The sequence below is a fragment of the Pseudomonas sp. SWRI68 genome (genome assembly GCF_014269165.1).
Lineage (GTDB): Bacteria > Pseudomonadota > Gammaproteobacteria > Pseudomonadales > Pseudomonadaceae > Aquipseudomonas > Aquipseudomonas capeferrum.
In genome coordinates, this window is sequence record NZ_JABWRU010000009.1 from 221,018 (window position 1) to 242,335 (window position 21,318).

Consider the following 21,318-nt stretch of genomic DNA (forward strand, 5'->3'; position numbering starts at 1 on the left):
CGCGGCGCTCGATTCTGAAGGCGCCGTAAACCCCAAGCGGACGCCGTAAGCTCAGCGCCCGCGCTTGCCAGGCAGCGGCGCGAACAGCGCTTCGATCTCCTCATCCCCCAGCCGCCACTGCCCTGCCTGCCCACCATCGAGCAGGCTCGAGGCCAGTGCCGCCTTCTCCTGTTGCAACAACTGGATTTTCTCTTCCACGGTGCCGCGGGTGATCAGCTTGAACACGAACACCGGCTTGTCCTGGCCAATGCGGTAAGCGCGGTCGGTGGCCTGGTTCTCGCTTGCCGGGTTCCACCAGGGGTCGAAGTGGATCACCGTGTCTGCAGCCGTCAGGTTCAGCCCGGTGCCACCTGCCTTGAGGCTGATCAGAAACACCTCGCTGTCCCCCTGCTGGAATGCCTGCACCGGTGTGCGGCGGTCACGGGTGTCGCCGGTCAGCAGGCTGTAACGGACTTTGCGCTTCTGCAGTTCCTGCTCGATCAGTGCCAACATCGAGGTGAACTGGGAGAACAACAATACCCGGCGGCCTTCACTGAGCAGCTCTTCGAGCATTTCCAGAAGCGCCCCGAGCTTGCCCTTGTCGGCCTGGTTGCCCTTGGTTTCAACGCCCTTCACCAGGCGCAGGTCGCAGCACACCTGGCGCAACTTGAGCAGGGCGTCGAGGATGATGATCTGGCTACGCGAGGCGCCATTGCGGGCGATCTCGTCGCGGACCTTCTTGTCCATGGCCACGCGCACGGCTTCGTAGGTGTCGCGCTGGGCATCGCTGAGCTCGACCCAGTGGACCATTTCGGTCTTGGCAGGCAGCTCGGTGGCTACCTGCTCCTTGGTTCGGCGCAGCAGGAACGGGCGGATGCGGCTGGCCAGGTGGGCCAGGCGCTCGGTATCGCCATGGCGTTCGATCGGGGTCCGGTAGGCCTGGTTGAAGTGCTTGAGGTCGCCCAGCCAGCCAGGCATCAGGAAGTGGAAGATCGACCACAACTCGCCGAGGTTGTTTTCCATGGGCGTGCCGGTCAGGCACAGGCGTTGTTCGGCCTGCAATTCGCAGACGGCGAGGGCCGCCTTGCTGGTGCTGCTTTTGATGTTTTGCGCCTCGTCGAGCACCAGCAGGTGCCAAGGCTGCGCGCGCAGGTGTTCGAGGTCGCGGGGTACCAGGGCGTAGGTGGTCAGGACCAGGTCGTAGTCGTGCAGCGCGGCAAAATGCTTGCTGCGCCCCGGGCCGTGTAACGCCAGCACGCGCAGTTCGGGGGCGAAGCGTTGGGCTTCGTCGAGCCAGTTCGGTACCAGGCTGGTCGGCATCACAGCCAGGGCCGGGGCGGTCAGGCGCCCGGACTGTTTTTCCAGCAGCAGGTGCGCCAGGGCCTGCAGGGTCTTGCCCAGGCCCATGTCATCGCCGAGGATGCCGCCGGTACCCATTTCGCGCAGGGCCTGCAACCAGTTCAGGCCTTGTTGCTGATAGGGGCGCAGGGTGGCGTTCAGCTGCGTGGGCGGCGCGACCTGCAGGTCGCGCGCATCGCGCAGGCGCTTGCCCAAATCGCGCACATGCGCACCACCTTCCCAGTGCAACGGCAGGTGATCGAGTTCGTTCAGGCGCGCGGCATCTGCACGGTCCAGGCGCAGCGAGGGGCCTGCGGCGTGTTCATGCAGGTACAGTTCGCCAAGGGTGCCCATGACGGCCTTGATGCGGCCGTAGGGCAGGGCGACGCGCAACGCAGGGCTGTCGAGGCGGCCGCGGTTGAGGTCGATCAGCAGGTGTTCGTCATCGCTGCGCCGGGCCAGTTCGGTGGCGCGCAGCAGCTCCGGGTTGCTGCGCAGCAACTGCAGCACGATCGGCAGCAGGCTGTGGCGCTGGCCATCGACCACGATGCCCAGCTCCAGGTCGAACCATTCATGGCCGGGGGCTTCGTCGATGTTGGCGTACCAGTCGTCCACCTCTTGCAGGTTGAAGGCAAAATCACGGTGGATATCGATCACCCAGCCGTCTTCACGCAGGCGGGCCAAGTCGTTGCGGGCAAAGTGCAGCCAGGCCTCGTCATCCGGCAACTGGTGCATCTCGCCGGCGCTGTCGGGCAGGGCTTTGCTCTGCCGGGTGGCGGCCTTGAAGCCCAGGTCGCGCAAGGCTTTGCGCAGTGCCTGCTCGGCTTTGGGCTGGCGGCGAATGCGCTGGCTGGTGGCATCGACCAGGCGGGTCAGTGGCTTGTCGTCGTTGCCGCGGGTGCGCAGGCCATCGTAGTCGAACGACAGCGCGGCACGGTGCTGCATCTGGCGCTGCATGCGGCCAGTCTTGGGCATGTAGGCGCTGAATTCGAGGCTGCCCAAGGTCAGGTGAGGGCGCGGCTGGATGTCATCGATCTGTTCGCTGCGCACGGTTGTGGGGGTCGGCACCTGCCGGTTCAGCGCATTCAAGCGATGGCTCAACGGAATGATCAGGTGCTCGGGAACCGTGGGTGCACTCGCCAACTGACTGGCAATGAACGGGTCAAGGTCATGCAGCAGCTTGCCGGTCTGCCCGTTCTGGGTGTCCACGTAATAGAGTGGGTCGAGCGGCAGTGCCAACCGGTGGGCATGTTCATCATGGTGCCAGGCGCCGCGATAGCTACCGTTGTCCAGTCGCACCCAGCGAAATTCGGCAGGCAGGTCCGGGCCTTGGGCCAGTGGAGCCTGTTGTTCGTCATACAGCAAGCGGCCGGTGGCCAGCGCATACTCATAGAGTTCGGCGCCCTTTTTGCCTTCCAGTCGCGCAATCGGCAGGCTGTAATCCTTGCCGAGGGCATCGATCAGCCGCAGTGCGCGCAAGTCCTCATCGGTCACGTATTTGGGCGTGTAGTAGATGAGCTCGGGCATCGAACTGGGGCGGCCCAGCTTCAAGGTGCCATCGGCCTGCCGGGTGCCTTTGAAGACGCTGAGCATGCATTGGCCATGGTTGTTGCTCACCACGTAGTAGAGTGCGGGGCCTTTTCGCTTGGCAGGCTCCGCAGTGGGTGCGGCTGGTAGTTCCAGCGCCTCCACCCAGTGCGCGAGTTCGGGGGGCAGTTCAAGGGATTGCTGCGCTGACTGCGTGGCAGCAAGGGGCTGGTCTGGCGCGCCTTCGATAAAGTCCGGGCCACGTTCCAGCACATAGAGCGCCGCCGCGCAGTGCTTGCAATTGTCACCGACCGGGCACGAGCACGTTCCCTCGCATTCAAGGCCGTCCTCGGTCATGTCCAGTTCGATGCGTTGGTAGTATTCGCGGCCGCCGGAACCCGCACATTGAGCGCGGATGGTCAGGTCGAGGATCGATACGATCTTGCTCCTGCCATCCTCGGCATAATCCAGGCCGCGCTGCAGGGTTTTGCGGTCAAACGTGAACGTCCACCCGTCATGCTCGCGGACGAAGAACTGCGCATCGCTCTCGCTCACATCACTGCTCCATCATCTCCGGGTCCAGTGCCGGCAGTTTGCGCATCCCGGCCGGGGTCACCTTCAGCAGCACCGCCAGGTGCCCGCCGTCGAGGAAGGTCAGCTGGCCAGCCTTGACGTTGCTGTTGCTCTGCTTGAATTGCTCGCTGCGCAGCACGCTACCGTTGCTGTCGAGCTGGTTGACCCAGAAGTTGGCCTGCACGGCAATGAAGCGGCCTTCGGCGATGCTCAGGTTGCCTTCGATGGGGAAGTGGCCGAACTGCTCTTCACCCTCGCTCAGGGCGATGCGGCTGGGCTCGCTGCCGGCCTGCTGCTGCCAAGCCTTGTGCATGAGCACGGTGTAGTCGGCGGTGGCCTGCAGGCGGGTGACCTCGTCCTCCAGGCCCAGCGGGCGCTCGGCCGCCTTGTCCAGGGGGTTGCCGTCGGCGCGCCAGTTTTCGGGCGCGAACGGGCTGGTGAAGGCGGGCACGCTGTTTTGCCGCACCAGGATCATTTCTACCTGATACACCCCTTCGGCGAAGGCTGTTGGCGCGAACAGCGCCAGCAGCAGGGTCAGGCAACGGATGGCACGCATGGATCTTCCTTAGGCAGGCTGTGGGGTCAGGCGCTCGAACAGCGCCTCAAGGGTGTTGAAACGTTCGTCGGGGCGCTCCATCGGGACCAGGAAGCGGAACTGGGTGGCGCCTTCGAATTTGTAGCGTTTGGGCTGGCCCTGGATCAGCTTGATCAAGGTCAGCGGGTCGACCGGTGTTTCGGCCTCGAACTCGAGTTTGCCGCCGTTGGGGCCGGCATCGACTTTCTTGATGCCGAGCTTTTCCGCCTGCAGTTTGAGTGAGGTCAGGCGCATCAGGTTTTTGGTCGGCTCGGGCAGCAGGCCGAAGCGGTCGATCATCTCGACCTGCAGGTCCTTGAGGCCCTCTTCGTCGGCCGCCGAGGCGATGCGCTTGTAGAGGATCAGCCGTGCATGCACATCGGGCAGGTAGTCTTCGGGGATCAGCGCTGGCAGGCGCAGGTTGATCTCTGGGCCGCCACCGAGCGGTTGCTCCAGGTTCGGCTGGTTGCCCTTGCGGATCGCCTTGACGGCGCGTTCGAGCATTTCCATGTAGAGGGTGAAGCCCACGGCCTGGATCTGCCCGCTCTGGCCTTCGCCAAGCAGTTCGCCGGCGCCGCGGATTTCCAGGTCGTTGGTGGCCAGAACAAAACCGGCCCCCAGGTCCTGGGTATTGGCGATGGCTTCCAGGCGTTTCTCGGCGTCGCTGCTGACCTTCTGCCGTGCCGGGGTCAGCAGGTAGGCGTAGGCCTGGTGGTGGCTGCGCCCGACCCGGCCGCGCAACTGGTGCAGCTGGGCCAGGCCGAACTTGTCGGCACGCTCGATGACGATGGTGTTGGCACTGGGCACGTCGATGCCGGTCTCGATGATGGTCGAGGCGATCAGCACGTTGAAGCGCTTGTGGTAGAAGTCGCTCATCACCTGTTCCAGCTCGCGCTCGCGCATCTGCCCGTGGCCGATACCGATGCGTGCTTCCGGCACCAGTTCGGCGAGGTCTGCGGCGCATTTTTCGATGGTTTTCACATCGTTGTGCAGGTAATACACCTGGCCGCCGCGCAGCAGTTCACGCAGCAGTGCTTCTTTGACCGTGCTGTTGTTGTGCTCCATGACGAAGGTGCGCACCGACAGGCGTCGCGCCGGCGGCGTGGCGATAATCGACAGATCGCGCATGCCGGCCACGGCCATGTTCAGGGTGCGTGGAATCGGCGTGGCGGTCAGGGTGAGGATGTCCACTTCGCTGCGCAGCGCCTTGAGCTGTTCCTTCTGGCGTACGCCAAAGCGGTGCTCTTCGTCGATCACCACCAGGCCCAGGTCCTTGAAGCGGACATCGTCCTGCAGCAGCTTGTGGGTGCCGATGAGGATGTCGATCTTGCCCTCGGCAAGGTCTGCCGCAGCGCTGGCCACTTCCTTGGCCGACTTGAAGCGGCTCATCACTTCGACGGTCACCGGCCAGTCGGCGAAGCGGTCGCGGAAGCTGTTGTAGTGCTGTTGGGCGAGCAGGGTAGTAGGCACCAGTACCGCCACCTGGCGGCCGCTGTGCACGGCGATGAAGGCCGCACGCATGGCCACTTCGGTCTTGCCGAAGCCCACGTCGCCACACACCAGGCGGTCCATCGGCTTGGCCGCGAGCATGTCGGCGCGCACGGCTTCAATGGCGTTTTGCTGGTCGGGGGTTTCCTCGAAGGGGAAGCCGGCACTGAAGGTGGCGTAGTCGGCGGCCGGGTCGGCGAAGGCATAGCCTTTGCGGGCGGCGCGGCGGGCGTAGATGTCGAGCAGTTCGGCAGCGACATCGCGCACCTGTTCGGCGGCCTTGCGCTTGGCCTTCTGCCAGGCCTCGGAGCCGAGCCGGTGCAGCGGCGCCAAGGCGTCGTCGCTGCCGGTGTAGCGGGCAATCAGGTGCAGGTTGGCCACCGGCACGTAAAGCTTGGCGTTCTCGGCGTATTCCAGGGTGAGGAACTCAGCGGCCTGGCCGTCGATCTCCAGGGTCGCCAGGCCCAGGTAGCGGCCCACGCCATGGTCGATGTGCACCACCGGCGCGCCTTCGCGCAGCTCGGTGAGGTTCTTGATCACGGCATCGTTGGCGGCTTCGCCACGTTTGTCGCGGCGCCGGCGCTGCATCACGCGCTGGCCGAACAACGGGCTCTCGGCCACCAGGGCGATGGCCGGGTCGTCCAGCACCAGGCCCTCGTCAAGCGGCGCGACGGTGATCGCCAGGCGCTCGGAGCCGGTGATGAAGTCGGTCCAGCCTTCGACGGTGTGGGGGCGCAGCTTGAGGCGCTCGAGCAATTCCAGCAGCACTTCGCGACGGCCCGCCGATTCTGCGGTGAACAGTACCCGCCCGGGGAACTGGTCGAGGAACCCGGCCAGCGCGGCCAGCGGCTGATTGGCCTTGGCCTCGATGGCAAGGTCCGGCAGGGCGCGTGCCGGGAAGCGCTCACGGCCGGCGCCAGGGTCGACGTCTTCGGCGCTGACCACCACCCGCGGCCATTGCTTGAGCTGGGCGAAACAGTCTTCGACCGGCAGGAACAGTTCGGCAGGCGGCAGCAATGGCCGGCTCAGGTCGCCACGGCGGTCTTCGTAGCGCCCGCGCACGTCGTTCCAGAAGTGCTCGGCCGCCTGCTCGACACCGGGCAGGGAAAACACCTGGGTATCGCTGGGCAGGTAGTCGAACAGGGTCGAGGTTTCTTCGAAGAACAGCGGCAAGTAGTACTCGATGCCGGCCGGGATGATGCCGCTGGCCAGGTCCTGGAAGATCGCGCTGCGCCGGAAGTCGACGTCGAAGCGCTCCCGGAAGCGGGCCTTGAAGCGGGTCACTTCCTCTTTCTGCATCGGGAACTCGCGCGCCGGCAGCAGGCGCACCGAGTCGACCTTGTCGATCGAGCGCTGGGTCTCGGGGTCGAAGGTGCGCAGCGTTTCGATCTCGTCATCGAACAGGTCGATGCGGTAGGGCAATTTGCTGCCCATGGGGTACAGGTCGATGAGGGCGCCGCGCACGGCGAACTCGCCATGCTCGTACACCGTGTCGACGCAGCGGTAGCCGCTGGCTTCGAGGCGCGTGCGCATCTGCTCGACGTCGATGGTCTGGCCGATGTCCAGCACCAGGCTGCTGCCCAGCAGGAAGCGGGTCGGCGCCAGGCGATGCAGGGCGGTGGTGATCGGCACCACTAGGATGCCGTGGCTCAGCTCCGGCAGCCGGTACAGGCTGGCAATACGCTGGGAGATGATGTCCTGGTGTGGCGAGAACAGGTCGTAGGGCAGGGTTTCCCAATCGGGGAAGGGCAGCACCGGCAGGTCTGGGGCAAAGAAGCGCAGCTCCTGTTCCAGACGGTCGGCGGCCTGGCTGTCTGCCGTCAGCAGCAGGGTAAAGCGGCCAGCGCTGCTGGCGGCTTCGGCAATGGCAAGGCTGAGGGCGGCACCGGGCAGGTTGCCCCAGGTTTGTTTGCCGGCCGTGGCCGACAGTTGCGGTAGGCGCAGAACTGACACGGGAGATTGCACTCCAAGCGTTGCGGCAAAGAGACCGATTGTACCGGTGCCGGTGCCCGCTGTCAGGCTCCAAAGGCCATGAACACTGGCTCTGGCTGCCACGACAGGCGCTCATTGCCCGTTCTGCGTTGGGGCGTCATAATGTAGCCCCTTTTTTCTGTCCCTACATGTGGAAGGTTCCCGTGACTCAGAAGCCCGACCAGTGTCTTGGTGAGTGGATTGATCGTGAAGCGTTGGCTGAAGCGATGATCCCGCTTATCGGTCAGCTCTACCGCAACAACAACGTGGTGAGCTCGATTTATGGCCGCAGCCTGATCAACCGTTCGGTTATCTCGATCCTCAAAGCACACCGCTTTGCGCGTCATCGTCAGGCCGACGAGACCGAACTGTCTGTCCACGAGACGTTCCCCCTGCTCAAGGCCATGAGCGAGCTGAAACTGGGCGCCGCTTCGGTCGACCTGGGCAAGCTGGCCAACAAGTTCAAGCTAGAAGGCAACGGCCGCAGCGCCGAGCAGTTCGTGCGTGAAGAACTGGCCGACGTGGTTGGCCAGCAGAACGCTTCGGCGCGTAAAGGCACCGACGTCGTGCTGTACGGTTTTGGCCGTATCGGCCGCCTGCTGGCGCGCATCCTGATCGAGAAGACCGGTGGTGGCGACGGCCTGCGTCTGCGTGCCATCGTCGTGCGCAAAGGCGCCGAGAACGACCTGGTCAAGCGTGCCAGCCTGCTGCGCCGTGACTCGGTGCACGGCCCGTTCGATGGCACCATCACCATCGACGAAGCCAACAACACCATCACCGCCAACGGCAACCTGATCCAGGTTATCTACGCCAAGAGCCCGAGCGAAGTCGACTACACCCAGTACGGTATCGACAACGCGCTGATCGTCGACAACACCGGCGTATGGCGTGATGCCGACGGCCTGGGCCAGCACCTGGCCTGCCCGGGCGCTGCCCGCGTGATCCTCACCGCACCTGGCAAGGGCGCGCTGAAGAACATCGTGCACGGCATCAACCACGGCGAAATCGCTGCTGATGACAAGATCATCTCGGCCGCCTCCTGCACCACCAACGCCATCGTGCCGGTGCTGAAGGCTGTCAACGACCAGTACGGCATCATCAATGGTCACGTCGAAACCGTTCACTCGTTCACCAACGACCAGAACCTGATCGACAACTTCCACAAGGGCAGCCGCCGTGGCCGCGCCGCGCCGCTGAACATGGTCATCACCGAGACCGGTGCCGCCACTGCTGCTGCCAAGGCGCTGCCAGTGCTCAAAGGCAAGCTGACCGGCAACGCCATTCGCGTGCCGACGCCGAACGTCTCGATGGCCATCCTGAACCTGAACCTGGAAAAGGCCACCACCCGCGAAGAGATCAACGAGTACCTGCGCCAGACGGCCATGCACTCGGACCTGCACAAGCAGATCGACTACGTCAGCTCGCAGGAAGTGGTTTCCACCGACTTCGTTGGTTCGCGCCACGCCGGTGTGGTTGATGCCGAAGCCACCATCTGCAACGACAACCGCGTTGTGCTGTACGTCTGGTACGACAACGAATTCGGTTACAGCTGCCAGGTGGTTCGCGTGATGGAAGACATGGCCGGTGTGAACCCGCCAGCGTTTCCGCGCTGATTCGCTTGTAAGGCAATGAAAAAACGGGAACCTTCGGGTTCCCGTTTTTTTGTCCTGACTATTGTGTTGTCCGGGCTTGCCCCGCGAAGAGGCCGGCCCGGATAGTCGAGTAAGCGAATGTGCGTACAGTTCTTCTCCTGGCATTGATGCTCCTCACCGCCTGCAACCAAGGCCCGACCCTGGAGCGCCTGGGCGGCCCTGCCATGGGCAGCAGCTACAGCATCCAGTACGTGCGCGAGCCCGCAGGCCCGCCCCCGGCCCAGGTGCAGGTGGCAGTCGAGGCAATCCTGCAGGAGATCGACCTGCACTACTCGACCTATCGCAGCGATTCCACCGTCAGCCAGTTCAACCAGCTCGCGGCCAACCAGTGCCTGGCGCTGCCGCGCGACATGCTCGACCTGGTCCGTTTCGGCCAGCACCTGGCTGTGCAAAGTGCCGGCGCCTTCGACCTCACTGTCGAGCCCTTGCTCGACCTCTGGGGCTTCGGCCCCCAGGCCCGTCACGAACAGGTGCCCGACCCGCAAGCCCTGGCCCAGGTGCGCCTTCGCGTGGGCTACCAGCACCTGCGCATCGAAGGCCAGGCGCTGTGCAAGAACGCCCCCATCGAGCTGGATTTCAACAGCATCGCCGCCGGCCACGCCGTTGACCTGATCGCCGAGCGCCTGCGCGCCATGGGCATTGCCAGCTTCATCGCCGAAGCCACTGGCGAGCTCAAGGCCGTTGGCCGCAAGCCTGATGGCAGCGCCTGGCGCATCGCCCTGGAGCTGCCCCGTGAAGACCGCCAGATCGCCCGCCAGGTCATCCCGGTGGATGGCCTTTCGGTATCGACCTCGGGTGACTATCGCCATTATTTCGAGGAGAATGGCCGGCGCTATTCGCACACCTTCGATGCCCGCCTCGGGCGCCCGGTCGCGCACGACCTGGCCGCCGTCACCGTGCTCGATGCCTCGGCGCTGCAGGCCGATGGCTACTCGACCCTGCTGCTGATCCTCGGGCCGGAGCGCGGCTGGGATTTCGCCATCAGCCATGACCTTGCCGCTGTGCTGGTGACTCGGGCCGAGGGTGGCTTCGTCTCCCGAACCACCCCTGCGTTCGAGCGGGCAATGAAAGGCGAGTGAAAGCGCAAGGATGGATGATCGCCAGGGAATCGGTGAACCACATGTAGTGCAGGCAAAATTGGCCTACGACGCGACCAAGGGTTAATGTGCGCGGCGTTCACGCTTGATTAGACTGCAACCGAATTTTCTCATGGCGCCCCGGCGACATGATCGCGCCCCGCGAGCCACCGTGACTCGCGGGCCAGTTCTGAAGGAGTACGCATGGCTGTCTACAACTACGACGTAGTGGTGCTGGGTTCCGGCCCGGCCGGAGAAGGCGCGGCAATGAACGCCGCCAAAGCAGGGCGCAAGGTGGCGATGGTCGACAGCCGTCGCCAGGTCGGCGGCAACTGCACCCACTTGGGCACCATCCCGTCCAAGGCACTGCGTCACTCGGTGCGGCAGATCATGCAGTTCAACACCAACCCGATGTTCCGTGCCATCGGCGAGCCCCGCTGGTTCTCCTTCCCGGACGTGCTAAAGAGCGCCGAGAAGGTCATTTCCAAGCAGGTCGCCTCGCGCACCGGCTACTACGCGCGCAACCGTGTCGACCTGTTCTTCGGCACCGGCAGCTTCGCCGACGAGCAGACCGTCGAAGTGGTCTGCCCCAACGGTGTGGTGGAAAAACTAAACGCCAAGCACATCATCATCGCCACCGGCTCGCGCCCTTATCGCCCGGCCGACATCGACTTCCATCACCCACGCGTCTACGACAGCGACACCATCCTCAGCCTCAGCCACACCCCGCGCAAACTGATCGTCTACGGCGCCGGCGTGATCGGCTGCGAGTACGCCTCGATCTTCAGCGGCTTGGGCGTGCTGGTCGAGCTGGTCGATAACCGTGGCCAGTTGCTGAGCTTCCTGGATTCGGAAATTTCCCAGGCGTTGAGCTACCACTTCAGCAACAACAACATCACCGTACGCCACAACGAGGAGTACGAGCGGGTCGAAGGCCTGGACAATGGTGTGGTCCTGCACCTGAAGTCGGGCAAGAAGATCAAGGCCGACGCCTTGCTGTGGTGCAACGGCCGTACCGGCAACACCGACAAGCTGGGCCTGGAAAACATCGGCATCAAGGTCAACAGCCGTGGCCAGATCGAGGTCGACGAGGCCTACCGCACGACCGTGCCGAACATCTACGGCGCCGGTGATGTGATCGGCTGGCCGAGCCTGGCCAGTGCCGCCCACGACCAGGGCCGTTCGGCTGCCGGCAGCATCGTCGACAATGGCAGCTGGCGCTTCGTCAATGACGTGCCGACCGGCATCTACACCATTCCGGAGATCAGCTCGATCGGCAAGAACGAGCAAGAGCTGACCCAGGCCAAGGTGCCGTACGAAGTGGGCAAGGCCTTCTTCAAAGGCATGGCGCGTGCGCAGATCGCTGGCGAGCCGCAGGGCATGCTGAAGATTCTGTTCCACCGTGAAACCCTGGAGATCCTCGGCGTGCACTGCTTCGGCTACCAGGCCTCGGAAATCGTCCACATCGGCCAGGCCATCATGAACCAGCCGGGTGAGCTGAATAACCTGAAGTACTTCGTCAACACCACCTTCAACTACCCGACCATGGCCGAAGCTTATCGGGTAGCTGCCTACGACGGCCTGAACCGGCTTTTTTAAGCGGCTCCGGCCGGTGGCCTGAGCCGGTCGGGGAGACCGATTTCAGCCCTACCCGAGGGTGGTCTTGGCCAAACCGGGAAAGTCTGTAATCAGGCTGTCCACGCCAAAATCAGCGAGCCGGCGCATCAGTGCCGGTTCGTTGACTGTCCACACCGACACGTGCAACCCCTGGCCCTGTGCTTTGAGCAGGCGCTCGGGGGTGCACAGTGTCCAGTTCAATGCCAACAGCTCGCAGCCGTAGTTCTGCGCGACCTTCAGTGGGTCGAGCCAGGCGTATTCGGCCACCAGCCCGCGCGCCACGTCCGGCACCAGCTCCAGGGCAGCACCCAGCACTTCGCGTGAGCTCGAGGTGATGGTGACTTTGTCCAGCAGGCCGTATTGCTGGGCCAGTTCACGAATCGCCAGCACCGTGCTGGCGGCGCGGGTGCGCGAGGCGCTCTTGACCTCCAGCTGCCAATGCTCGAAAGCGCATTTTTCGAACAGTTCTTCCAGTTTCGGGATGGGGCAGGGCTGCACCCAGCCCGGGCCGCCCTTGCGCGCGTCGATCTTGGTGAGGTCGGCCGCCGGCTGCTCGACCACCTTGCCGCGACGGCCGGTGGTGCGTTTGAGGGTCGGGTCGTGGATCACCATCAGTTCGTTGTCGGCCGACAGGTGCAGGTCCAGCTCGCAGCGATTGACGCCGTGGGACAGGCATTGGCGGAAGCTGTTCAGGGTGTTTTCGGGGGCTTCGCCCTTGGCGCCGCGATGGCCGTAGATCAGGGTCACGTTCGTTCCTTCAATTCAAAGGGAAAGGCTCAGGAAGCAGGGTCGTTCTGTTCCAGTTGCTGGCGCCGTTGCTGTTGCTGGCGCTGCAGGATGTAACGGGCCAGCAGTTGGCGCTGGGCGTCGGTCATGTCGATGAATTCGGTGCCGACCTCGAAGCTGCCGTCCGGGCGCGGCTCGCAGTGGCTGACCTTGCCGCGCAGCAGCAGGCCGTGGGCGCGGGGCATCAGCACCATCTTCACCTTGACCCGGGTGCCGGGGGCGATGGGCTGGGCCTGGCTGGACTCGATGCCGCCTTCGGAGATGACCACTGCCTGCGGCTGGCCTATTTCGCCGATGAGGGTCTGCGCGACCACGGCGCTGAGCAGGTCGAGGCGTTTGCTCTGCGCCCGCAGAAACGCCGCGAGGGTGCGGTCTTTGTCACTCAACTGGCGCAGCAGGTGCTGGGCTTCGAAGTCGGACAGGTGCAGCTCGCTGAGCAGGTTGAACAGCGGTGAATCATCCTGCAACACTTCTGGCTCAAGGGCTTCGGCCGCACTCAAGGGGCTGATTTGAAGTGCGATCTGATCTTCGATGCGGTAGTATTCGCGGCGATCTTCTTCGTCTAATGTCGTCATGGCGAACCCATGGTAGCGGCGGTGGTCCGAGTGTAAAGCCGCCGTAAGCGCCTCGCCACAAGGACGTTCCCTTTCATCCGAACAAGCCCCGACATGTTCAGACCTCTTTTCGCATTTATCGGCACGCGTTATACCCGTGCCAAACGTCGCAATCACTTCGTCTCGTTCATTTCCCTGACCTCGATGATCGGCCTCGCCCTGGGCGTGGTGGTGATGATCGTGGTGCTCTCGGTCATGAACGGCTTCGACCACGAGATGCGTACCCGCGTGCTGGGCATGATTCCCCATGCCACGCTCGAGAGCGGCCAGCCGCTTGACGACTGGCCTGCGCTTGCCCAACAAGTAAAGCAGAATCCGCAGGTGGTGGCGGTTGCGCCCTTCACCCAGATGCAGGGCCTGCTGACCCATGACGGCAAGGTGCAGAAGGTGCTGCTCAATGGCATCGACCCGGCGCGCGAACGCGAGGTGTCGATCATCGACAACTTCGTCCAGCAAGGCCGTCTCGACCAGCTGGCGCCGGGCGAGTGGGGCATCATGATCGGCGACAAGGCCGCGGCCAAGCTGGGTGTCGCCATCGGCGACAAGCTGACCTTCGTCGCCCCCGAGGTCAGTGTGACCCCGGCCGGCATGTTCCCACGCATGAAGCGCTTCACCGTGGTCGGTACCTTCCACGTGGGCGCCGGCGAGATCGACGGTTACCTGGGCCTGACCAACATCAACGACCTGTCCCGCCTGCACCGCTGGAAGCCGAACCAGGTGCAGGGCCTGCGCCTGAAGTTCGACGACTTGTTCCAGGCACCGCGCGTGGCCTGGGACATCGCCCAGCACTTGGGTGACCAGGAGTTCTACAGCCGTGACTGGACCCGCACCCATGGCAACCTGTACCAGGCGATCCGCATGGAGAAGGCCATGATCGGCCTGCTGTTGCTGCTGATCGTGGCGGTGGCGGCGTTCAACATCATTTCCACCCTGGTAATGGTGGTCAACGACAAGCGCGGCGACATCGCGATCTTGCGCACCCTTGGCGCCACGCCTGGGCAGATCATGGCCATCTTCATGGTGCAGGGTACGGTGATCGGTGTGATCGGCACCTTGATCGGCGCGGTGGTCGGCATCCTGGCAGCGCTCAACGTGAGCGCGGCGATTGCCGGCATTGAGACGCTGATCGGGCACAAGTTCCTCAACGCCGACGTCTATTTCATCGATTACCTGCCGTCGCAGATCATGGCCAATGACGTGTACATGGTCTGCGCTGCGGCGCTGGTCCTGAGTTTCTTCGCCACCCTGTACCCGGCCTGGCGTGCGGCCCGCACCCAGCCTGCAGAGGCGCTACGTTATGAGTGAGTCGCGCATGAGTGATAAAGCCGTTCTGAGTTGCCGCAACCTGGGCAAGTCCTACGACGAAGGCCCGGAGTCGGTACAGGTGCTGTCGGGCCTGCAGCTGGAGCTGCACCCGGGTGAGCGCGTGGCCATCGTCGGCAGCTCGGGCTCTGGCAAGAGCACCTTGCTCAACCTGCTTGGCGGCCTCGACACGCCCACCCAGGGCAGCGTCTGGCTGGCGGGTGAGGAACTGTCGGCCCTGGGTGAGCGTGCGCGTGGCCTGTTGCGCAACCGGGCACTGGGTTTCGTTTATCAATTCCACCACCTGCTGCCGGAATTCACCGCGCTGGAAAACGTCTGCATGCCGCTGCTGATCGGCCGCACGCCAATCCCGGAAGCCCGTGAGCGCGCTGAGGCGCTGCTCAAGCGGGTCGGCCTGAGCCACCGGCTCACGCACAAGCCGGCCGAGCTGTCCGGCGGCGAGCGCCAGCGTGTGGCGATCGCCCGTGCACTGGTCAACCGCCCGGGCCTGGTGATGCTCGACGAGCCTACCGGCAACCTCGACCACCACACCGCCCAGGGTATTCAGGAATTGATGCAAGAGCTGTCCAGCGCCTCGCGCACGGCGTTCCTGGTGGTAACCCACGACCTCAACCTGGCGCGCCAGATGGACCGCGTGCTTAAACTCGACGACGGTCACCTGGTGGCGATCTGAGCCGCCTGCACGGGGTGGCCTGAGCCGCCCCGCAACTCTTTCATTGGGTGTTTTACATGTTCAGACCCTTGCCCTTGTTCATCGGTGCTCGCTACACCCGTGCCAAGCGCCGCAACCATTTCATCTCGTTCATCTCGATGACTTCGATGATCGGCCTGTCCTTGGGCGTGCTGGCGATGATCGTGGTGCTGTCGGTAATGAACGGCTTCCAGCGTGAAATGAGCTCGCGCATCCTTGGCCTGGTGCCGCATGCCAGCATCCTGGGCGTGCAGCCGCTGGACGACTGGCGCACGGTCGCCGATGCCGCGCTGAAAGACCCGGCAGTGATGGCCGCCGCGCCGATCACCGAGATGGAAGGCATGCTCTCGTACAAGGGCGCGATGCAGCCGATCCAGGTCAGCGGCATCGACCCGGCAGAGGAAGGCAAGGTCTCCATTGTCGGCCAGCATATTGTCCAGGGCCGTTTGCAAGACCTGCAGCCGGGTGAGTTCGGCGTGGTGATCGGTGAGCTGAGTGCGCGCCGTTTCCGCCTGAACACCGGCGACAAGCTGACCCTGATCGTGCCGGAAATCAGCAAGGCACCGGGTGGCATCACCCCGCGCATGCAGCGCCTGACGGTGGTCGGCATCTTCAAGGTTGGCGCCGAGTTGGATGGTTCGCAAGCCTACATTCACGTCGCCGATGCGGGCGAAATGCAGCGCTGGGCACCGGGCCAGGTGCAGGGCGTGCGGCTGAAGCTGCATGACCTGTATGCGGCGCCGCAGGTGTCCAAGGCCATCGTCGCGGGCCTGGGCGATGCCTACCGCGCCGATGACTGGTCGCATACCCAGGGCAGCCTGTTCAGCGCCATGAAGATGGAAAAAACCATGATCGGCCTGTTGCTGATGATGATCATCGCGGTCGCGGCGTTCAACATCATTGCCACGCTGGTGATGGTGGTGAACGACAAGGGGCCGGATATCGCCATCCTGCGTACCTTGGGCGCCACGCCTGCGCAGATCATGGGCACGTTCATGGTGCAGGGTAGCTTGATCGGTGTGGTGGGGACGTTGATCGGGGGTGTGCTGGGGGTGATTGCCGCGTTCAATGTCAGCCAGATCGTGGGCTGGCTGGAGCGGGTCAGCGGCCAGCACATCTTCACTTCGGATGTGTACTTCATCAGCAGCCTGCCTTCGCAGTTGCAGTGGGGGGATGTGGCGATGATCTGTGCGGCGGGGTTGGTGATGAGCTTTTTGGCGACTATTTACCCGGCTTATCGGGCATCGCAGGTGCAGCCGGCGATTGGCTTGGCGGTTTGAGGGCTGTTTGAGCGTTTGGGGGCGCATTGCGCCCTCGGTCACCGACCTTCAGGCAGCTCAATCACAAAGCGCGTCCAGCCGTTTTCACTCGTCGCAGAAATGCTGCCGCCATGGGCTTGCACGATCGAGCGGGTAATCGCCAAGCCTAAACCTGCATGCTCGCTACTGCCTTCCCGTCGCGCCGGGTCCACCCGGTAGAACCGATCGAACAAGCGTGGCAATGCACCCGGTTCGATTGCAGCCCCGGTATTGGCCACGCATATCCGTGAACCAGGCCCCAACGTCACCTGTACCTGCCCACCCGGCGGGGTAAAGCGCAAGGCGTTGTCGAGCAGATTGGACAGTGCCCGGCGCAGCATATGGCGGTCCCCCTGCAGCAGCAATTGGCCTTCGCGCAACAGCCTTACATCAGAGTCTTCGGCCAGCGGGGCATAGAACTCCAGCAACGCATCCACATCCTCGTGCAAGGCCAGCGCAGCCTGACCGGGCACCAGCAGGCCGTGGTCGGCTTTGGCCAGGTACAGCATGTCGTTGATCATCTGTGCCATCCATTGCAGCTCCTCCAGGTTGCCATGCAGCGCCTCGCGGTACTCTTCGAGGCTGCGCGGGCGGGTGAGGGTGACCTGGGTGTGGGTCAGCAGGTTGGACAGCGGCGTGCGCAGTTCGTGGGCGATATCGGCCGAGAACGCCGACAGGCGCTGGAAGGCATCGTCCAGGCGTTGCAGCATGGCATTCACGGTGGTGGCCAGTTCGGCCAGTTCTTCCGGCATCTGCGCCACTGGCAAACGGGTGGTCAGCGAGCGTGCCGACACACTGGCGGCGACCTGGCCCATCTGCCGCAGGGGCCGTAGCCCGCGGCGTACGGCCCAGGCACCGAGCAGCGCCGTAGCCAGGGCCGAGAGGCCGACGGTAAGCCAGATCAAGCGCTGCATACCCTGCAGAAAATGTTGATGGTGGGTGATGTCGAGGTACAGCGTCAGCTGCGCGGATTGCGGGTCGGCCGGCTTCAGGGGCATGGCCAGGCTGCGGTAGTCGGTGCCGTCCGTGTGCAAGGTCGCAAGCCCGGAGGGCGGCGTGGTGTTGGGCAACTGCGTGCGGCTGTCGAACCACGGTGTGCCGTCTTTACCGCTGATGCGCAGGGCCAGGTCAGCCTGGTGGCTGAGCTCATCGCGCAGGGCCGGGAGCCGGGCCGCAAGCTCGGCGGGTGTGGCGACACCGGCGAGTTGCGTGCGAAACAGCGACAAGCGTGATTCGAGCAGTTGTTGGTCCAGCTCGATGAAGTGCTGTTCGCTGGCACGGTTGAACAGGATGCCGGCACCCAGCGAAACAGCAGCCGTGCAGGCCGCGAACAACAGCGCCAGGCGGCTGCCGAGGGAAAGCCTGCGCATCAATCTTGACGTTCCTCCAGTACATAACCCATGCCGCGCACCGTGTGGATCAGCTTGTTGGCGTGCGGGTCGTCGATCTTCAGGCGCAGGCGGCGAATCGCCACTTCGATGACATTGGTGTCGCTGTCGAAATTCATGTCCCAGACTTGCGAGGCAATCAGTGACTTGGGCAACACCTCACCCTGGCGCCGCAGCAGCAGTTCGAGCAGGGCGAACTCTTTGGCGGTGAGGTCGATGCGCTGGCCGGCACGCTCGGCACGGCGGCGGATCAGGTCCAGGCGCAGGTCGGCCAGGCTCAAGGTGGTGTCCAGGCTGGGGCTGGCGCCGCGGCGCAGCAGGCTGCGTACCCGTGCCAGCAGTTCGGAGAAGGCGAACGGCTTGACCAGGTAATCATCCGCGCCCAGCTCCAGGCCGTGCACGCGGTCCTCGACGGCATCGCGGGCGGTGAGGAACAGCACAGGTGTGTCCAGGCCGGCCTGGCGCACGGCTTGCAGAATCTGCCAGCCGTTGCGGCCAGGCAGCATGACATCGAGGATCAACAAGTCGTGATCGCCGCTTAGCGCCAGGTGCTGGCCGGTTTCGCCATCGGCCGCCAGTTCGGTGGCAAAGCCTGCTTCGCTCAGGCCTTGGCTGAGGTACTGGCCGGTGCGGGCCTGGTCTTCGACGATCAACAGTTTCATGCGGTGTCCACACTATCGGAGGCAGCCCTGTGCGGGCGGTGTGATGACTGAAATGATACGTGACTATATCAAGGGCCGCCCACGCGCCGCCCAAGCTGACAAAGTTGTAATCTTCCTGTCAGGTAGTTGCCAGCCGGCCTTTTCTAAAGTGGCCTTATCCCCGCTGTAAGCTTTGGAGTCATCATGAAACACCTGTTCATCGCCGCCGCCCTTGCTCTGGTGAGCCTGCCCGCCCTGGCTGACGGTGGCAAAAGCTTCGCCTTCGGCGAGCCGGCCCCGGCGGCCAAGGCTACCCGCACGGTCGAGGTCGTGCTCAAGGACATCGCGTTCGAGCCCAAGCGCCTGCACGCCAAAGCCGGCGAAACCGTGCGTTTTGTCTTGATCAACGAAGGCAAGTTGCCCCACGAGTTCAACCTGGGCGACAAGGCCATGCACGCGGAGCACCAGAAGCAGATGGTCGCCATGCAGGGCAAGCTGTTTACCGCAGGCATGCACCACGAGGGCATGGGCCACGGCCAGATGGACCACGCAGACCATGGCCATGACGCGGGCAACACCGTGCTGGTGCAACCGGGCCAACGTGCCGAGTTGACCTGGACCTTCCGCCAGTCGGCGCCCATCGAGTTCGCCTGCAACGTGCCGGGGCACTACCAGGCCGGCATGGTCGGGCCGCTGACCATCGAGTGACTTGCCCTGCAAGGCGGGCGGTAAAAACGGTAGACTAGGGGTATTTCGAACCTTCAGGTCAGTTTCCATGCATCCCGCCGCCGAACACTCCCCGCTGGGCAAGTCCAGCGAATACATCGCTACCTACTCCCCTGAGCTGCTGTTCCCGATCCCGCGTACTGCCAAGTGGGCCGAGCTGGGCGTCACTGCCCAGACCCTGCCATGGCAGGGCGTGGACTACTGGAACTGCTTCGAGTTGTCGTGGCTGTTGCCCTCGGGCAAGCCGGTGGTAGCGATCGGTGAGTTCGCCATCCCTGCCGATTCGCCGAACATCATCGAGTCCAAGTCGTTCAAGTTGTACCTGAACTCGCTGAACCAGACGGTGTTCGCCGCGATTGGCGAGCTGCAGGCTTGCATGGAGAAGGACTTGTCGGCAGCCGCTGGCAAGCCGGTCAGCGTCAAGGTTCGCACCTTGGCTGAAGTCGAGGCCCAGGGGGTGGTGGCGTTGCCGGGGCAGTGCATCGATGCACTGGATGTGGCCATCAGCAACTATGAACAGCCGCAACCGGAGCTGCTGCGCTGCAACCCGGAGCGTGTGGTGGAAGAGACCGTACACAGCCATTTGCTCAAATCCAACTGCCCGGTCACCGGTCAACCGGACTGGGGGAGCGTCGTGGTCGAGTACAAGGGCAGGGCGCTGGACCATGCCAGCCTGCTGACTTACCTGATCAGCTTCCGTCAGCATGCCGACTTCCATGAACAGTGCGTGGAGCGGATCTACCTGGACTTGAAGAACCTGCTGCAGCCTGAGCATTTGACGGTGTATGCGCGGTATGTGCGACGAGGGGGGCTGGATATCAACCCGTATCGTAGCACCGGGGCGATCAGCCCGAATAACGTGCGCCTGGTGCGTCAGTAATTCTGACATGACGGGGCCGTTTCTCGGCCCATTCGCGGGGCAAGCCCGCTCCCACAGGTACCGCGCTGCCCTCAAGTACAGCCAATAGCCTGTGGGAGCGGGCTTGCCCCGCGAATGGGCCGAGAAACGGCCCTTGCTATTTCAGATCCCCATGCTGTGCAGCGAATTGGCAATGCTGCGCAGGGTAGCGGTCAAGTCGGGGTGATCAGCCTCGAAGCGTTCAATCGCCAGGTTCACCCCATCCACCAGGTTGTTGTCCGGCGTGGCTTCTTCAAGCTTCAGTTGCGCTTCTATCTGTCTGGCTTCCTCATGCAGGGCGGCCAGCTCTTCTTCCGAAAGCGGTACGTTCCGGTCCAGTTGCTCGCGCAAGCTGTTCAGACGCTCTTGCAATTCGCGGGCAGGCATTGGCTTTTCTCCATCAATGGCTTGGCAAGGCATGGACCTCAGCGAAGCGGCAAAGGTTCTGGCCTGCTTTCAATGTAATCCACTTGCAGCCGCTTTGCATGATCCGCATCAAAGGTGCTGTATCAGGGTTTTTCACCCTTGCGGCGCCGTTGGGCAATGTCCTGCAGGCAGGTGTCCAGCGCTTCGAGGTGATCTATCACCGAGTGCACGCCCAGGCTGAACAGTTCGAGTGTGGCCTTGCCGCGGGCCAGGTCCCGCTCCTGTTGGCTCATGGCTTGCCAATGGCGGGAACTGAGGTCGCAATAAGGGCTGCAGGCGGCCAGGCCCACGGTCCACAACCCGGCGTTCAGGCCCGATTGCAATAGCGCCGGTTCGCCACTGACCAGTACGCAGCCATCCAGGCGCGCGCTGTCCAGCGCCATCAGTGCCTGCCAGCAGGCGTTCGGTGCCGGCCAGCGCACACCATTAACCGAATGCCCCGGCAACCAGTCGGGCAGCACGTTGGCCAGGCGTTTGCCTTGCGTGGCACTCAGGTCGTCCAGCCAGATGCAGGGCACCTGGCGCTGGCGCAGGCTGGCGAGTGTTGCCAGGGCGCCGGGCGCGGGCAGCGGGTTGCCGTTCGCCCCCTGGACCAGGCAGCCACGCAGGCCGAACAGCACAGCAGTGAAGGCGGATGCATCGTGCATGGCAACTTCCCTGAAATAGTCCGCAGGCTATGCCGCTATTGTTACTGGGCGATGACGGTGCAACATGCGCTCACAAAATCTTGAG

General features: G+C 63.8%; 17 protein-coding genes. 8 read left to right on the forward strand and 9 right to left on the reverse strand.

What is annotated here, in order from left to right:
• Positions 1-51: 51 nt before the first annotated feature.
• From HU770_RS15870 to mfd, 3 genes are read right to left on the reverse strand one after another with little or no spacing between them, the layout of a single operon-like run.
• Positions 52-3,399 carry an SNF2-related protein gene (locus HU770_RS15870; protein WP_186664160.1) on the reverse strand — a complete coding sequence of 1,116 codons (3,348 nt, stop codon included), beginning with the start codon at positions 3,397-3,399 and terminating at the stop codon, positions 52-54.
• A 1-nt stretch (position 3,400) separates the two neighbouring features.
• Complete coding sequence (locus HU770_RS15875; protein ID WP_033700403.1) at positions 3,401-3,973, reverse strand: CsiV family protein; 573 nt, start codon at positions 3,971-3,973, stop codon at positions 3,401-3,403.
• Positions 3,974-3,982: 9 nt separating this feature from the next.
• A complete protein-coding gene (gene mfd / locus HU770_RS15880) occupies positions 3,983-7,432 on the reverse strand; it encodes a transcription-repair coupling factor (protein ID WP_186654043.1) in 3,450 nt (1,149 codons plus the stop codon).
• A 167-nt stretch (positions 7,433-7,599) separates the two neighbouring features.
• Here mfd and HU770_RS15885 point away from each other — a divergent pair, with 167 nt between their 5' ends.
• The 3 genes from HU770_RS15885 (at position 7,600) to sthA (ending at position 11,777) form a co-directional block, all read left to right on the forward strand.
• Positions 7,600-9,063 (forward strand): glyceraldehyde-3-phosphate dehydrogenase, encoded by a 1,464-nt coding sequence (locus tag HU770_RS15885; RefSeq protein ID WP_033700399.1) that lies wholly within the window; start codon positions 7,600-7,602, stop codon positions 9,061-9,063.
• 119 nt (positions 9,064-9,182) lie between these two features.
• Complete coding sequence (locus HU770_RS15890) at positions 9,183-10,181, forward strand: FAD:protein FMN transferase (protein WP_186664162.1); 999 nt, start codon at positions 9,183-9,185, stop codon at positions 10,179-10,181.
• 201 nt (positions 10,182-10,382) lie between these two features.
• Positions 10,383-11,777 carry a Si-specific NAD(P)(+) transhydrogenase gene (gene sthA / locus HU770_RS15895; RefSeq protein WP_033700396.1) on the forward strand — a complete coding sequence of 465 codons (1,395 nt, stop codon included), beginning with the start codon at positions 10,383-10,385 and terminating at the stop codon, positions 11,775-11,777.
• 48 nt (positions 11,778-11,825) lie between these two features.
• On the opposite strand, the gene HU770_RS15900 is transcribed toward sthA, so the two are convergent.
• Positions 11,826-12,542: a glycerophosphodiester phosphodiesterase gene (locus HU770_RS15900; RefSeq protein ID WP_033700395.1), complete on the reverse strand. Its 717-nt coding sequence runs from the start codon at positions 12,540-12,542 to the stop codon at positions 11,826-11,828.
• A 29-nt stretch (positions 12,543-12,571) separates the two neighbouring features.
• Complete coding sequence (locus HU770_RS15905; RefSeq protein WP_186654052.1) at positions 12,572-13,156, reverse strand: PilZ domain-containing protein; 585 nt, start codon at positions 13,154-13,156, stop codon at positions 12,572-12,574.
• A gap of 93 nt (positions 13,157-13,249) precedes the next feature.
• On the opposite strand from HU770_RS15905, the gene HU770_RS15910 reads away from it, so the two are divergent.
• Genes HU770_RS15910 through HU770_RS15920 form a run of 3 tightly spaced genes read left to right on the forward strand, consistent with a single transcriptional unit; the run spans position 13,250 to position 16,489 of the window.
• A complete protein-coding gene (locus HU770_RS15910; RefSeq protein ID WP_033700392.1) occupies positions 13,250-14,500 on the forward strand; it encodes a lipoprotein-releasing ABC transporter permease subunit in 1,251 nt (416 codons plus the stop codon).
• A 7-nt stretch (positions 14,501-14,507) separates the two neighbouring features.
• Entirely contained in the window at positions 14,508-15,191 is a 684-nt protein-coding gene (gene lolD, locus HU770_RS15915; protein ID WP_177326495.1) for a lipoprotein-releasing ABC transporter ATP-binding protein LolD, read from the forward strand.
• A gap of 56 nt (positions 15,192-15,247) precedes the next feature.
• The gene (locus HU770_RS15920) at positions 15,248-16,489 is read left to right on the forward strand and encodes a lipoprotein-releasing ABC transporter permease subunit (RefSeq protein WP_033700388.1); all 1,242 of its coding nucleotides are present in this window, start codon (positions 15,248-15,250) and stop codon (positions 16,487-16,489) included.
• 38 nt (positions 16,490-16,527) lie between these two features.
• Here HU770_RS15920 and HU770_RS15925 read toward each other — a convergent pair whose 3' ends face one another.
• Entirely contained in the window at positions 16,528-17,880 is a 1,353-nt protein-coding gene (locus HU770_RS15925) for a heavy metal sensor histidine kinase (protein ID WP_202883655.1), read from the reverse strand.
• On the reverse strand, positions 17,877-18,557 hold the full coding sequence (cinR, locus tag HU770_RS15930) for a two-component system response regulator CinR (RefSeq protein ID WP_033700385.1): 681 nt from the start codon (positions 18,555-18,557) through the stop codon (positions 17,877-17,879). The genes HU770_RS15925 and cinR overlap by 4 nt, the downstream gene beginning before the upstream one ends.
• Positions 18,558-18,740: 183 nt before the next feature.
• Between cinR and HU770_RS15935 the strand changes: the two genes are divergently transcribed.
• Together HU770_RS15935 and queF are read left to right on the forward strand one after the other, a co-directional pair.
• Positions 18,741-19,244 (forward strand): cupredoxin family protein, encoded by a 504-nt coding sequence (locus tag HU770_RS15935; RefSeq protein ID WP_186664164.1) that lies wholly within the window; start codon positions 18,741-18,743, stop codon positions 19,242-19,244.
• 67 nt (positions 19,245-19,311) lie between these two features.
• The gene (gene queF, locus HU770_RS15940) at positions 19,312-20,142 is read left to right on the forward strand and encodes an NADPH-dependent 7-cyano-7-deazaguanine reductase QueF (RefSeq protein ID WP_186664166.1); all 831 of its coding nucleotides are present in this window, start codon (positions 19,312-19,314) and stop codon (positions 20,140-20,142) included.
• 141 nt (positions 20,143-20,283) lie between these two features.
• Here the strand turns inward: queF and HU770_RS15945 are convergent, their stop codons facing one another.
• Together HU770_RS15945 and HU770_RS15950 are read right to left on the reverse strand one after the other, a co-directional pair.
• Positions 20,284-20,547, reverse strand: coding sequence for a DUF4404 family protein (locus HU770_RS15945; RefSeq protein ID WP_003248815.1), 264 nt, complete (start codon positions 20,545-20,547; stop codon positions 20,284-20,286).
• A gap of 122 nt (positions 20,548-20,669) precedes the next feature.
• On the reverse strand, positions 20,670-21,233 hold the full coding sequence (locus HU770_RS15950) for a hypothetical protein (RefSeq protein WP_033700381.1): 564 nt from the start codon (positions 21,231-21,233) through the stop codon (positions 20,670-20,672).
• Between the last annotated feature and the right edge of the window lie 85 nt (positions 21,234-21,318).

What these genes read in the sequence shown, in the direction of transcription:
- HU770_RS15875 (WP_033700403.1), bottom strand. Translation starts at nt 3,973, where the DNA reads ATGCGTGCCATCCGTTGCCTGACCCTGCTGCTGGCGCTGTTCGCGCCA.
- HU770_RS15945 (WP_003248815.1), bottom strand. Translation starts at nt 20,547, where the DNA reads ATGCCTGCCCGCGAATTGCAAGAGCGTCTGAACAGCTTGCGCGAGCAA.
- HU770_RS15920 (WP_033700388.1), top strand. Translation starts at nt 15,248, where the DNA reads ATGTTCAGACCCTTGCCCTTGTTCATCGGTGCTCGCTACACCCGTGCC.
- cinR (WP_033700385.1), bottom strand. Translation starts at nt 18,557, where the DNA reads ATGAAACTGTTGATCGTCGAAGACCAGGCCCGCACCGGCCAGTACCTC.
- HU770_RS15910 (WP_033700392.1), top strand. Translation starts at nt 13,250, where the DNA reads ATGTTCAGACCTCTTTTCGCATTTATCGGCACGCGTTATACCCGTGCC.
- HU770_RS15935 (WP_186664164.1), top strand. Translation starts at nt 18,741, where the DNA reads ATGAAACACCTGTTCATCGCCGCCGCCCTTGCTCTGGTGAGCCTGCCC.
- lolD (WP_177326495.1), top strand. Translation starts at nt 14,508, where the DNA reads ATGAGTGATAAAGCCGTTCTGAGTTGCCGCAACCTGGGCAAGTCCTAC.
- HU770_RS15885 (WP_033700399.1), top strand. Translation starts at nt 7,600, where the DNA reads ATGTGGAAGGTTCCCGTGACTCAGAAGCCCGACCAGTGTCTTGGTGAG.
- sthA (WP_033700396.1), top strand. Translation starts at nt 10,383, where the DNA reads ATGGCTGTCTACAACTACGACGTAGTGGTGCTGGGTTCCGGCCCGGCC.
- HU770_RS15950 (WP_033700381.1), bottom strand. Translation starts at nt 21,233, where the DNA reads ATGCACGATGCATCCGCCTTCACTGCTGTGCTGTTCGGCCTGCGTGGC.
- HU770_RS15905 (WP_186654052.1), bottom strand. Translation starts at nt 13,156, where the DNA reads ATGACGACATTAGACGAAGAAGATCGCCGCGAATACTACCGCATCGAA.
- queF (WP_186664166.1), top strand. Translation starts at nt 19,312, where the DNA reads ATGCATCCCGCCGCCGAACACTCCCCGCTGGGCAAGTCCAGCGAATAC.